The organism is Bacillus sp. FSL R5-0603, from assembly GCF_038050295.1.
GTDB lineage: Bacteria > Bacillota > Bacilli > Bacillales > Bacillaceae > Bacillus > Bacillus subtilis.
On the sequence record NZ_JBBOYP010000001.1, the window covers coordinates 1760456 to 1773213 of the forward strand.

General features: G+C 42.7%; 18 protein-coding genes. 12 read left to right on the forward strand and 6 right to left on the reverse strand.

The window, feature by feature from the left end:
* Positions 1-9: 9 nt before the first annotated feature.
* From NYE56_RS08770 to aprX, 3 genes are all read right to left on the reverse strand, one after another.
* On the reverse strand, positions 10-366 hold the full coding sequence (locus NYE56_RS08770; protein WP_003231786.1) for a hypothetical protein: 357 nt from the start codon (positions 364-366) through the stop codon (positions 10-12).
* Positions 367-444: 78 nt separating this feature from the next.
* Positions 445-1269, reverse strand: a complete 825-nt coding sequence (locus NYE56_RS08775; protein ID WP_072175690.1) for an MBL fold metallo-hydrolase — start codon at positions 1267-1269, stop codon at positions 445-447.
* Between the two features lie 111 nt (positions 1270-1380).
* The gene (gene aprX / locus NYE56_RS08780; RefSeq protein ID WP_341283727.1) at positions 1381-2709 is read right to left on the reverse strand and encodes a serine protease AprX; all 1329 of its coding nucleotides are present in this window, start codon (positions 2707-2709) and stop codon (positions 1381-1383) included.
* Between the two features lie 224 nt (positions 2710-2933).
* Between aprX and NYE56_RS08785 the strand changes: the two genes are divergently transcribed.
* From NYE56_RS08785 to NYE56_RS08795, 3 genes are all read left to right on the forward strand, one after another.
* A complete protein-coding gene (locus NYE56_RS08785; protein WP_014476869.1) occupies positions 2934-3167 on the forward strand; it encodes a hypothetical protein in 234 nt (77 codons plus the stop codon).
* A 279-nt stretch (positions 3168-3446) separates the two neighbouring features.
* Positions 3447-4154, forward strand: a complete 708-nt coding sequence (locus NYE56_RS08790) for a poly-gamma-glutamate hydrolase family protein (RefSeq protein ID WP_003245758.1) — start codon at positions 3447-3449, stop codon at positions 4152-4154.
* 69 nt (positions 4155-4223) lie between these two features.
* Positions 4224-4676, forward strand: coding sequence for an OsmC family protein (locus tag NYE56_RS08795; protein WP_341283728.1), 453 nt, complete (start codon positions 4224-4226; stop codon positions 4674-4676).
* 13 nt (positions 4677-4689) lie between these two features.
* Here the strand turns inward: NYE56_RS08795 and ebrB are convergent, their stop codons facing one another.
* From ebrB to NYE56_RS08810, 3 genes are all read right to left on the reverse strand, one after another.
* On the reverse strand, positions 4690-5043 hold the full coding sequence (ebrB, locus tag NYE56_RS08800; protein ID WP_014476870.1) for a multidrug efflux SMR transporter subunit EbrB: 354 nt from the start codon (positions 5041-5043) through the stop codon (positions 4690-4692).
* A 13-nt stretch (positions 5044-5056) separates the two neighbouring features.
* Complete coding sequence (gene ebrA, locus NYE56_RS08805; protein WP_015483253.1) at positions 5057-5374, reverse strand: multidrug efflux SMR transporter subunit EbrA; 318 nt, start codon at positions 5372-5374, stop codon at positions 5057-5059.
* A 136-nt stretch (positions 5375-5510) separates the two neighbouring features.
* Positions 5511-5792 (reverse strand): hypothetical protein, encoded by a 282-nt coding sequence (locus NYE56_RS08810; RefSeq protein ID WP_014664059.1) that lies wholly within the window; start codon positions 5790-5792, stop codon positions 5511-5513.
* Between the two features lie 88 nt (positions 5793-5880).
* Here NYE56_RS08810 and NYE56_RS08815 point away from each other — a divergent pair, with 88 nt between their 5' ends.
* The 9 genes from NYE56_RS08815 (at position 5881) to NYE56_RS08855 (ending at position 12754) form a co-directional block, all read left to right on the forward strand.
* On the forward strand, positions 5881-6294 hold the full coding sequence (locus NYE56_RS08815) for a YmaF family protein (RefSeq protein WP_003231769.1): 414 nt from the start codon (positions 5881-5883) through the stop codon (positions 6292-6294).
* Positions 6295-6393: 99 nt separating this feature from the next.
* A complete protein-coding gene (gene miaA / locus NYE56_RS08820) occupies positions 6394-7338 on the forward strand; it encodes a tRNA (adenosine(37)-N6)-dimethylallyltransferase MiaA (RefSeq protein ID WP_021479248.1) in 945 nt (314 codons plus the stop codon).
* A gap of 39 nt (positions 7339-7377) precedes the next feature.
* Positions 7378-7599, forward strand: a complete 222-nt coding sequence (hfq, locus tag NYE56_RS08825) for an RNA chaperone Hfq (RefSeq protein WP_003221097.1) — start codon at positions 7378-7380, stop codon at positions 7597-7599.
* 192 nt (positions 7600-7791) lie between these two features.
* Complete coding sequence (locus NYE56_RS08830; RefSeq protein ID WP_015383723.1) at positions 7792-8067, forward strand: YmzC family protein; 276 nt, start codon at positions 7792-7794, stop codon at positions 8065-8067.
* 81 nt (positions 8068-8148) lie between these two features.
* On the forward strand, positions 8149-8379 hold the full coding sequence (locus NYE56_RS08835; protein ID WP_003238362.1) for a hypothetical protein: 231 nt from the start codon (positions 8149-8151) through the stop codon (positions 8377-8379).
* A 243-nt stretch (positions 8380-8622) separates the two neighbouring features.
* Complete coding sequence (gene nrdI, locus NYE56_RS08840) at positions 8623-9015, forward strand: class Ib ribonucleoside-diphosphate reductase assembly flavoprotein NrdI (protein ID WP_003231758.1); 393 nt, start codon at positions 8623-8625, stop codon at positions 9013-9015.
* Positions 8975-11077, forward strand: a complete 2103-nt coding sequence (nrdE, locus tag NYE56_RS08845) for a class 1b ribonucleoside-diphosphate reductase subunit alpha (protein ID WP_014476877.1) — start codon at positions 8975-8977, stop codon at positions 11075-11077. The genes nrdI and nrdE overlap by 41 nt, the downstream gene beginning before the upstream one ends.
* Positions 11078-11094: 17 nt before the next feature.
* Complete coding sequence (gene nrdF, locus NYE56_RS08850; RefSeq protein ID WP_003231754.1) at positions 11095-12084, forward strand: class 1b ribonucleoside-diphosphate reductase subunit beta; 990 nt, start codon at positions 11095-11097, stop codon at positions 12082-12084.
* Positions 12085-12133: 49 nt separating this feature from the next.
* Positions 12134-12754, forward strand: a complete 621-nt coding sequence (locus NYE56_RS08855) for a hypothetical protein (RefSeq protein WP_072174041.1) — start codon at positions 12134-12136, stop codon at positions 12752-12754.
* The last annotated feature ends 4 nt before the right edge of the window (positions 12755-12758 follow it).

A 12758-nucleotide genomic window follows, 5' to 3' on the forward strand; every position in this document is an offset into this window, starting at 1 on the left:
AAGTGACTCTCAGCTGTGCTGGATATCAATTGTATATACTGCACGATCTGTTACGACCTTCAATCCTTCGTTTTCTTGGTGAATATGAATGTCACCTAATAAAGGAATCTCATAGGCATTTTGCGGAAGCGGTACGTTTCCGTCCTCAGTGAATGTTGTTCCTTCGCCTTCTAAAACAAGCTCTTCTTTCGCAACATAATCATCAGGATGATTCGTACTGCGTATAGCCACTTTTTGAAGGTGGAGAACAATCTGATCCAAGTCTGATATCTCTTCATCATGGGTCAATTCACCTTTTCTAATATCAAGCGTCTGGCCGACTTTTGATTCCAGCCATTGAGAAAGCTGTGTATTCGTGTGTGCCATCAATATTCCTCCTTTTGATCTACACGATACTATTCCCAATTGCTGCATCTTTTACACGGAAAAGAGCCGCCTCACTCTTTATGTATGAAACAATTCGCTGTTGAGAGCCTTGATATAGCGTACGGCAGAACGCTGGACCGCTTCGCCGGCATTTTCTTTGACAACTTTAGAAAAAGCATTGTAAAGCCGGTTGAATTGAAGCGGTTTTACTTTGGCTGCTATTTCTTCAACTTTGGAGGCGGGAAGGGGAATGAGATTTGGATAGCTGTACATAAAGCTGACCCAGTTTCGGTCCGCCGCAACCGTAATGATATCTCCGGTCAATAGACAGCCTTTCCCTTCATTGCCCTTGCTCCAATGCAAAACAGCACCGCCTTTAAAATGTCCGCCCAGTCGGTAAAGGTCCAGTCCCGGCTTCACGTTGAGCGTTTCCCCTGACCAGAAGTGAATGTGATTGCTTGGCCTTGTCACCCATTCTTTATCATCCTCATGGATATAGATCGGGGCCTGAAATGCTTCAGCCCACTCAACCTGAGTAGAGTAATAATGCGGATGAGACAAGGCGATGGCTTGAATACCACCTAATTCGTTGATTTGGTCAATTGTCTTTTGGTCAAGATATGTCATGCAATCCCACAGCACATTGAAGCCCTTATGCTGGATAAGATGGGCTGTTTGTCCGATCGCAAACTCTGGTTCAGTTTTGATGCTGTAAAGATGCTCTTCTTCCTTTTGGAGGATGTTCTGAAGGTTTCCTTTCTCACGCATGTCTTCAAGGGTTGTCCAAGTTTGTCCATCGGGATGAATATACTGTCTTTCATCCTCGCAAATCAGACACGAGTTGGGCGGATCTACTGTCTGTGCATGTTGCACACCGCATGTATTGCAGATATAATATGGCACTTTCTTCACTTCCTTCATCTATTTTCCATTATTTTACCTTATTATTATGAATATTCAAACGAAAAAACCGGCAGTTCTGCTGAGAGAGAATTGCCGGCTTTTTGGTGCTTTTTATTGGCCGGGGACGGAATTTTCTGCGTTGACAGCGCCCGCTCCGTAGATATTCGGATCTTCATCTTTCCATTTGTCCGTGCCGTTTTTCAAAAGCTCTTTTACTTCATCAGGGGTAAGATCCGGGTTTTGCTGAAGAATTAAAGCTGCGATTCCTGCGCAAATCGGTGTTGCCATCGAGGTTCCTGACATTGTAAAGTACTGAGACCCTACACGGCTTGACTTTTGGAGCTTATCAATATAAGAATTCGGAGAGCGAAGGGAAATAATATTAACACCCGGCGCTAAAATATCGGGCTTTTCTTTCCCATATACTGTCGGGCCGCGGCTTGAGAAGGAAGCGACAGTATCATCATCGCTGCTTGCAGTATTGTTATCGTCAAGCGCACCTACTGTAATCACCTTTTCGCTCACGCCCGGGCTTGCAATGGTCTGCGAATCAGGGCCTGAGTTTCCGGCAGCGACACAGACGACAATCCCTGCGCTCCACGCTTCTTCAACCGCTCTGACTAACGGATCTTCCTGTTCATGATCATATCTAAGGGCATCGCCCCCGAGCGACATGCTAATAATATCAATCGGTTCATCGGGGTTGTCCTCATTGTATTGAATACACCACTCAACACCCTCTATAATATCTGCTAACGTTCCTAAACCCTGCTTGTTTAATACCTTTACGCCGATGAGATTGGCTTCCGGTGCAGGTCCGCGGTATTGACCGGAAGAGGATGCGCCGCTGCTTGCGACATCACCTGCACAGTGTGTGCCATGACCATTATCATCGTACGGCTCTGTTTTTTGATTGACCATGTCCGCGAATCCGATAATTCTGCCTTCTAGATCAGGATGCGGGTAGATTCCTGTATCGACAACAGCGACAGTAACACCTTTTCCTGTCAGGGTTTGCCCGTTTCTGACGACTTCCTTCGCATGGCTTGCTTCGGTTGCCGTGTCTAAAAGCGCTTTGACTTCGCGGTTTAAATACACTTTACGGATATTGCTGCATTCAGAGAGAAGGGAATGTAATGCTGAAGGAGTAACCTCCGCGCTGCAGCAGTTGATTTTGTTGAAGCGGCTTTTTAGCTTGCTGCGTTTTTCTTTTTGCAGCACCTCTCCAGCCATTTGAAAGCCGGTCTCGTGACAGCCTTCCTCAAATTCGATAATGACTGACATTTTTTTTCTGTTTTGCAATTTGGTTTCGAAAAATTTATGCAAGAAGCAAGGAGTCCATTTGAAGGGCTTGTAAAGCTGCAATACGGTTTCCCGTAACGGCCAATCTAGCTTGTGAGCATTTGCTCTCACCATTTGTACCATAGAGTACCCAAACATGTATTTTCCTCCTATTATAAGGTTCTCTGTATACTCTATGAACAGATGATAGGTTTTGTAAGTTTGTTTGTCCTCTATAAGAGACAGACAAGAGTTTGTTTTTCTGAATCTTTCGCATTAGATACGATAGATTCAGAAGTTGAGGAAATCATTGGGGATTGAAAAAGAACGTTTGTTCGTATTATAATATGGTCATATCAAACTGGGAAGGGGAGAGCAACCGTATGAATTTCTACTTGCACCGATCTTTGGAAAGCCAAATGCCAATCAGCATTATATATATGAAGAAAGACGGAACGATTAGTAAAAGAACGATTATTGTGAGACAGAAAAGCAAAACGAAAATCAAAGCATTTTGTTTTTCGAAACAACAGATCAGAACATTTTTATTGGACTCTATCCTCTCCTGTGACTTTGTGAGAACAAATAAGCAAAATCTCTATTCTGCAGGCCGGTAACAGCTGTCCGTCTCAGCAACCGGGCAGCCTGTTACTAAAACCCTCCTTAAACCTATATACATTTATTTGCCAAGTGAGGTTGTTCCTACCTTTTTTGTCTTTCCTCTCAACCTTTTTTCACTCTTATTTGAAATGAACCGCTAATAACCGTGACAATCAATTGATTTTTTGAAACCGGGAACTTTTTCACTGATGATATTGTGTATACAATGGTAAGATAAAACCTATTGGCTAAACCTCATATAATGAACCGCGCCATTCTTATGAAAGGAGTTAAACATGAGAAGATTTTTACTAAATGTCATATTAGTCTTAGCCATTGTCTTGTTCTTGAGATATGTTCATTACTCATTGGAACCTGAACCATCAAATCAGCCAGATACATATTCAAATTTCAGCAGCTTGGCAGAGAATGAGAGCCCAGCCGATTACGATATTTCATATAATGAGAAAAAAGGAAGCAAAGTCTTAATTATGTCTCCGCATGGCGGAAGAATTGAAGGCGGAGTAAGTGAGCTTGTGCGTTATTTCAATAATGAATACTCTACATACCTGTTTGAAGGGTTGAAGTCCCACGATAACCAAACGCTGCACATTACAAGCACCAATTTTGATGAGCCATTGGCAAAAAAGAAAATCAAGGAGCATCAATATGTGGTGGCTTTTCACGGATATAAAGGGGAGAACAAGAATACCCTTGTAGGGGGAACAGACCGAAAGCGGGCGAAAATGATTGTGAGAGCCCTTGAGCGGAGAGGGTTTTCCGCTGAGTTAGCGTCGTCTAAAAGCGGTCTTGCTGGATTGAATGCCGAAAACATTAATAACCAAGGGGAAACGGGGCTAAGTATCCAGCTGGAAATCAGCCGTGAGCAGAGAGAAGCATTTTTTGATGATTTTTATTATAAAAATAGAAAATACACAAAGAATAGTGAATTTTATGCTTATGTCAGTGCGATCAAAGGTGTCCTGGAAAAAGAGTATTCGTAACAAGCAGATCAGCAGACAAAATAAGAGAAAATCAGTAGACTGAAATAGGATAAAAAAGGAGGCAAAACAATGGCAGATCATCATTTTTATTTAAAAGCGAATTGGCCGGGTAACCGCAATGATGTCGGTACGATTGAAAGCGGAAACCTGATCACATCGATTTCCATTCCTAAAGAAATGGATGGCCCGGGAGAAGGGACCAACCCAGATGAAATGCTTCTCGGGGCGGCAGCGACCTGTTACATTATTACACTTGCAGCGATGATGGAGAGAAGCGGGCTGGAAAAAGAAGACTTACAGATGGAGTCAGAAGGCATTGTCGACGTCACAAAAGGAGTCTTTACATACAAAAAGATCGTTCACCGTCCCTCTGTCGTGCTTAAACATGATGCTTCACAAGATGACGTCGCATTGGCTCACAAGCTTTGTAAAAAAGCGGAGGCGTCATGCATGATTTCGCGTGCAATTCAAGGAAATGTCGAGCTGCAGCTTGAAGCCTCTGTGAAACTGGGTGGAGAATAAAGAAAACAGACGGTCACTCACAGACCGTCTGTTTTTTATCTTCAGCGTGGGCTTTCGATTGATTTAGCACGACCACGCCTGCAATGACAAGCGTGAGACCGAATACACCTTTTAAACTGATGGTTTCGCCAAAAAGCAAAAACCCGACAATTGCTGTAAGCGCGGTACCAACGCCCGACCATGTTGCATACGCGCTTGATAAGTCAATTGTTTTTAAAGAAAAGCTTAGAAACGTAAAAGCAGAAAGAAATCCGACTATGACTCCGGCAATGGGCCAGGCTTGTGTAAATCCTTCTGAAAGCTTCAGCATCGTGCTCCCAAACACTTCAGATACAATGGCGAGAGCCAAATAAAGCAAACCTCTCATCTTCATCACTCCTTTACTGCCAATTAAGTAACACGACCCCTGATAGTAATAAAAGAATCCCGATAAGCCCTTTGGCATTCAGATCTTCCTTGAACCATTTTACTCCGATCACTGTCGTCAGCACCGTGCCCGCCCCGCTCCAAGTCGCATAGGAGAGGCTCAGGGGAATATGGTTTAAAGTCAGGGACAGCATATAAAAGGCGAGGGAATAGCCAATAACGACCAAAGCACTTGGCTTCCACTTTTTGAAGCCATCAGATACTTTCAGCATGGCTGCTCCTATCGATTCCGAACATATGGCAATCGTGAGGAATATATATCCTATCAACATCATGAATTCTCCTCACTATATTTTTAGATTAGAAAAAAACTTCAGCTAGAAAAATATTAGTGTATGCCTATGTATGAGTCAAGAGATTCATTTTCACACACTTAAAAAGACCCCTTTTTTAAGGGGTCTTTTGCGTTTAATAATAATAAGGGAACGGGGCATACGGATAATAGGGGTATCCGCCATACAAATAGGGATTAAATAAAGCGCTTCCTATAAGCCCGCCTGCAAGGCCGCCGATAAACGGTCCTCCAAAAAATCCGAATGGCCGGCCAAAACCAAATCCATAACCAAATCCGGGTCTTCCAAACCCGTAACCGAACCCGAACGGTCTTCCAAACCCAAATGGTCTCCCGAATCCGAACGGTCTTCCAAATATTCTTGTATCTTCAGGGCTGAAATTTTCTAACTCGTTCATGTTTTCTTTCCTCCTGTAATAAAGTGTAGATGATGCAGTGTATTCAGCCTGCCCGGATTTGATTGGGCGAATCGAGGAAAAGGAGGATGTGAACACATTGGGCCTGTATCAGTCTGACTGGTCAAAAGCACCGCCCCACGCACATGCTTATCATGTCAAAACAACGAGAGAACAGGGCCATTATCATCTCATTGAAGGGTTTACTCAGCCGGCAAACGGATCAAATACCGATCAGCATACACATTACTATACAGGGATCACTTCATTTGAAAACGGCCATTTTCATCGGTATTACGGAATCTCAGGGCCGGCGATTCCCTTAGCAGATGGCACACATTATCATGAAATCGAAGAAACGACGTATCTGGCCTATAACGAGCCGATTGAGATCCAGTACGGAGGGGTTGTGTACGATCCAGGAGATGACAGAAGAAAAACGCATCGTCATACCCTGAAAGGAAAGACAAGGGAAATTGTCGGCAATGAGCCGCTCGGCTGGTAGAAGGATGTTTACCGATGCAAAAAAAGGGCAAAATGGATAGGTGGTTATCCATGTTGAATGCTATAATGGGGGGAGATTTATAAAAGAGAGTGATACATATTGAATAATACGAAGCAGCCCGTTGTCATTTTAGTCGGACCGACGGCAGTGGGGAAAACCAATTTAAGTATTCAGCTAGCCAAATCCTTAAACGCGGAAATTATCAGCGGAGATTCAATGCAGATTTATAAAGGGATGGATATTGGAACAGCTAAAATTACCGAACAGGAGATGGAGGGAGTGCCCCACCATCTGATTGACATTTTAGATCCCCAAGACTCTTTCTCTACTGCCGATTATCAAAGCTTAGTAAGAAATAAAATCAGCGAGATTGCAAATAGAGGAAAGCTTCCGATGATTGTCGGCGGTACAGGGCTTTATATACAATCTGTGCTTTACGATTATACATTTACGGAAGAGGCAAATGATCCCGTGTTTCGAGAGAGCATGCAAATGGCTGCTGAGCGGGAAGGCGCTGACTTTCTTCATGCCAAACTTGCTGCAGCAGATCCCGAGGCAGCAGCTGCGATTCATCCGAATAATACAAGAAGAGTCATTCGCGCACTGGAAATTTTACATACGTCCGGAAAAACGATGTCCCAGCATTTGAAGGAACAAAAACGAGAACTTCTGTACAATGCAGTGTTAATTGGCCTGACAATGGATAGAGACACGCTTTACGAAAGAATTAATCAGCGGGTCGATATGATGATGCAGTCAGGCCTTCTTCCGGAAGTGAAACGCTTATACGACAAGAACGTGAGAGACTGTCAATCAATACAGGCGATAGGCTATAAAGAGCTGTATGCATATTTTGACGGTTTTGTGACACTTTCCGATGCTGTCGAACAGCTAAAGCAGAACTCGAGGCGGTATGCGAAACGCCAGCTGACGTGGTTTCGCAACAAAATGCAGGTCACATGGTTCGATATGACACCGCCTGTTGATATGGAGCTGAAAAAAAAGGAAATTTTCACACATATAGCAGGAAAACTCGAACTTTAATCGAAACTGTATGATATAGAGAATCAAGGAGGACGAAACATGAAACCGATTAATATTCAGGATCAGTTTTTGAATCAAATCCGGAAAGAAAATACGTATGTCACTGTTTTTTTGCTGAACGGCTTTCAGTTGCGGGGCCAGGTGAAAGGCTTTGATAACTTTACCGTATTGTTGGAATCGGAAGGTAAGCAGCAGCTTATATATAAACATGCGATCTCAACGTTTGCGCCGCAAAAAAACGTCCAGCTTGAACTCGAATAGATCAAAAAATGCCATGTCAAGACATGAAGAAAGGCTGCCGGGGTTCCCGGCGGCCATTTTTAACATGAATCCACTTTTGCTCCAAGCTTTGTGTAAGCTGACCATGCTAAGGCACGGTCTTTTTTTATGAGAACAACATACGGAAGTGAAAATGGTATATTATGTATAAAATGAATTTGGGAGTGATCGACCTTGTTTGAAAGTGAAGCAGAACTGAGACGAATCAGGATTGCACTTGTATGGATAGCTGTTTTTTTACTGTTCGGGGCGTGCGGGAATCAAGAAACCATTATTGAAACAGACAGCGGCAATTCAGACTATGAAACGCCTCAACCCACCTCGTTTCCGCTTGAACATAATCATTTTGGCGTTATGGAGGACGGCTATATTAAAATTTATGAGTATAATGAGTCCAGCAATGAGGTAAAGCTGAAGAAAGAATACGACACGGATGATGAGCTTGAATAAAATTCACAAGCATCCGAATTTACAAAGCGGATGCTACCCGCTAAACTAAATACAGACACAGATCAAACAGAGGGTGAAAACATGAAGCATAAAGTGATCGTGAATCATTGGGAAGAAATTTGCGAAGATGATTCTTGCTATGAATACGGAACAAGCATCATTGTGAACGGAAAAGAATTAATCAGGGAAGCGTCAATTATCAGCGCTTTAAAGGCGGTTTTAGAAGAGATCGGCGCTGATGTTGAAATAGAAGAAACAGTAGAGAGCGAAAAATGCTGTGATAGCTTAAGAAAAAAAAATCTAGACTACTAAGCAGTTTTTTTTCATGTTATGATATACATCGGCTAAAAAACGACACCCCGAGTAGGACGAGAGATGATTCTCGTTCTGCTCTCTTTTTTGGGCCCTAATCAGTCTGCCCATTTGCCTGATTTGATCAAAATATGAATTTTTCATAAAAACGAATCTATATATTGTGTTTTTGCTAGAGGGTAGTATACTATATATAGTGTTAGTGATGAGAGATTCATATTTTTTGATAGGTCGTGATAAAACGTGGTACAAATCATATTTGATTCGAAAACAGGGAATGTTCAGCGGTTTGTGAATAAAACAGGCTTTCAGCAGATACGCAAGGTGGACGAAATGGACCACGTGGACACTCCGTTTGTTTTGGTCACCTACACGACAAACTTCGGCCAGGTACCGGCATCAACACAATCATTTCTCGAAAAATACGCCCATCTTTTATTAGGAGTCGCTGCGAGCGGCAACAAAGTATGGGGCGATAACTTTGCAAAAAGCGCCGATACCATTTCAAGACAATATCAGGTGCCGATCTTGCACAAATTTGAACTCAGCGGCACATCTAAAGACGTTGAATTGTTTACTCAGGAGGTAGAAAGAGTTGTCACAAAATCAAGTGCCAAAATGGATCCAGTTAAATAACGAAATCATGATCCAAAAAGATGGAAAATTCCAGTTTGATAAGGATAAAGAGGCTGTACATAGCTATTTTGTAGACTATATCAATCAAAACACAGTGTACTTTCACGATTTAAAAGAGAAGCTGGATTATTTGATTGAAAATCAATACTACGAAGAGGAATTCTTAAGCCTTTATTCTTTTGAAGACATTAAAGAAGTGTTTAAGACAGCTTACGCAAAGAAGTTTCGTTTTCCTTCCTTCATGAGTGCGTTTAAATTTTATAATGACTATGCTTTGAAAACGAATGACAAGAAAAGAATCCTCGAGCGTTATGAGGACCGGATCTCAATTGTTGCGCTGTTCTTCGCAAACGGCGACACTGAGAAAGCAAAGGAATATGTGCACCTGATGATCAATCAGGAATATCAGCCGAGCACACCGACATTTTTGAATGCCGGCAGAAAACGCCGCGGAGAACTTGTGAGCTGCTTCTTGCTGGAAGTCAATGATTCCTTAAACGACATTTCAAGAGCGATCGATATCTCCATGCAGCTTTCTAAGCTTGGCGGCGGGGTTTCTCTTAACCTGTCCAAGCTTCGCGCGAAAGGTGAAGCCATCAAAGATGTTGAGAATGCGACAAAAGGCGTTGTAGGCGTCATGAAGCTTCTTGATAACGCGTTCCGTTACGCTGACCAAATGGGACAAAGACAAGGATCCGGCGCGGCGTATTTAAACATTTTCCACCGCGATATCAATGATTTTCTTGATACGAAAAAGATTTCTGCGGATGAAGATGTGCGTGTCAAAACGCTTTCGATCGGTGTTGTCATTCCGGATAAGTTCGTTGAGCTTGCACGTGAGGACAAAGCGGCTTATGTATTCTATCCGCACACGATTTATAAAGAGTACGGCCAGCATATGGATGAGATGGACATGAACGAAATGTACGACAAGTTTGTCGACAACCCTCGGGTGAAAAAGGAAAAAATCAACCCGCGGAAATTGCTTGAAAAACTGGCGATGCTTCGTTCTGAATCAGGCTATCCATACATCATGTTCCAAGATAACGTGAATAAAGTGCATGCGAATAACCATATTTCTAAGGTCAAATTTTCTAACCTTTGCTCTGAAGTGCTGCAGGCATCTCAAGTTTCTTCATACACAGACTATGATGAAGAAGATGAAATCGGTCTGGATATTTCCTGCAACCTGGGCTCGCTTAACATTCTCAATGTCATGGAGCATAAATCAATCGAAAAGACAGTCAAGCTTGCGACCGACTCTTTAACACACGTGTCTGAAACGACTGATATCCGCAATGCGCCTGCTGTAAGACGGGCAAACAAAGCGATGAAATCAATCGGTCTCGGCGCTATGAACCTTCACGGCTACCTTGCGCAAAACGGCATTGCGTATGAAAGCCCGGAAGCGCGTGACTTTGCAAACACGTTCTTTATGATGGTGAACTTCTACTCCATCCAGCGTTCTGCGGAAATCGCAAAAGAGAAGGGCGAAACGTTTGATCAATATGAAGGCTCAACCTATGCGACAGGTGAATACTTTGACAAATACGTTTCTACTGATTTCTCACCGAAATATGAAAAAATCGCTAATCTGTTTGAAGGTATGCATATCCCGACGACAGAGGACTGGAAAAAGCTAAAAGCATTTGTGGCTGAACACGGTATGTATCACAGCTACAGATTATGCATTGCGCCAACAGGCTCTATCTCATACGTCCAATCAAGTACGGCGTCTGTTATGCCGATTATGGAACGCATTGAAGAACGAACATACGGCAACTCAAAAACGTACTACCCAATGCCTGGGCTTGCATCTAATAACTGGTTCTTCTATAAAGAAGCCTACGATATGGACATGTTCAAGGTTGTGGATATGATCGCCACTATCCAGCAGCACATTGATCAGGGAATCAGCTTTACATTGTTCTTAAAAGACACAATGACGACCCGTGATTTAAACCGAATCGATCTGTATGCACATCATAGAGGAATTAAAACCATTTACTATGCAAGAACGAAAGATACTGGGCAAGACAGCTGCCTTTCTTGTGTTGTTTGATTAAAGGAGAGTTTATAGTGACAAAAATTTATGACGCAGCAAACTGGTCAAAGCATGAAGACGATTTTACCCAAATGTTCTATAACCAAAACGTGAAACAGTTCTGGCTTCCGGAAGAGATTGCTTTAAACGGCGATCTCCTCACATGGAAGTACCTCGGGAAAAACGAGCAGGACACTTATATGAAGGTACTGGCCGGACTTACGCTTCTTGATACAGAGCAGGGGAATACGGGGATGCCGATCGTGGCTGAACACGTAGATGGGCATCAGCGGAAAGCGGTGCTGAACTTTATGGCGATGATGGAGAACGCTGTCCATGCGAAGTCGTACTCTAATATTTTCATGACCCTTGCACCGACTGAAACGATCAATGAAGTATTTGAATGGGTTAAACAAAATAAATATTTGCAGAAAAAAGCGCAAATGATTGTCGGGCTTTACAAAGCCATTCAAAAAGATGATGAAATTTCATTGTTCAAAGCGATGGTTGCTTCCGTCTATCTGGAAAGCTTCCTTTTCTACAGCGGTTTCTATTATCCGTTATATTTCTACGGACAAGGAAAACTGATGCAAAGCGGTGAGATCATTAACCTGATCCTTCGTGACGAAGCGATTCACGGCGTGTATGTCGGTCTCCTTGCTCAGGAAATTTATAATAAACAGACAGAAGAGAAAAAAGCAGAGCTTCGTGAATTTGCGATCGACCTTCTGAATCAGTTATATGAAAATGAGCTTGAATATACAGAGGACTTGTACGATCAAGTCGGACTCTCACACGATGTAAAGAAATTCATCCGCTATAATGCGAATAAAGCGCTGATGAACCTTGGATTTGATCCATACTTCGAAGAGGAAGACATTAATCCGATCGTTTTAAACGGATTAAACACAAAAACAAAATCGCATGACTTCTTCTCTATGAAGGGGAATGGTTATAAAAAAGCGACAGTTGAGCCGCTCAAAGATGATGACTTTTATTTTGAAGATGAAAAAGAGCAGATATAATATCTGCTCTTTTCGGCTTGAAGGTTCAAATGAGGAGGACGCAGTACCCATGGGAAAAATGGACGAAATGATTTTAGTTGCCCCGCGCGATGATGTGTTTAAGAAAGAAAGCTTAACCTTCCAGGGCGTGTACAGTGAAGATCGCAGAGTAGCCGAAATCATGGCTCAGATTGAAGCGGCCTATCGTGAAATGAGAAGAGGGGACGCAGAAGAAGATCCGCGTTTCAAGCAGCCGATACCTTATGTCGTCATTAAGCGTGAAGATGAAGTTTTTCTTTACGAGCGGCTGGCTGGCGGCGGTGAATCACGACTGCACAACAAGCTTTCTCTCGGCTTTGGCGGTCATATGAACGCCATCGAAGGGGCAGCCTCATTTGCTGAAGTCTTAAAGCTGAACACAGACCGTGAGCTTGAGGAAGAACTGCAAATAAATGAAGAAGATAAACAGGCGATTGTCACACTGGGATTGATCAATGATGATGAAAACAGTGTTGGCAAAGTGCATATCGGTATTCTTTCTGCGCTTCAATTAAAGCCTGGCGCACAAGTGGAAGTGAAGGAGAAAGAACAAATTGCGGGTAAATGGATGAAAGTTTCTGAATTAAAACAGGATGACATCTACAACCGTCTGGAAACATGGTCACAGTTTGTTGTTGATATTCTTGAATAAAAAA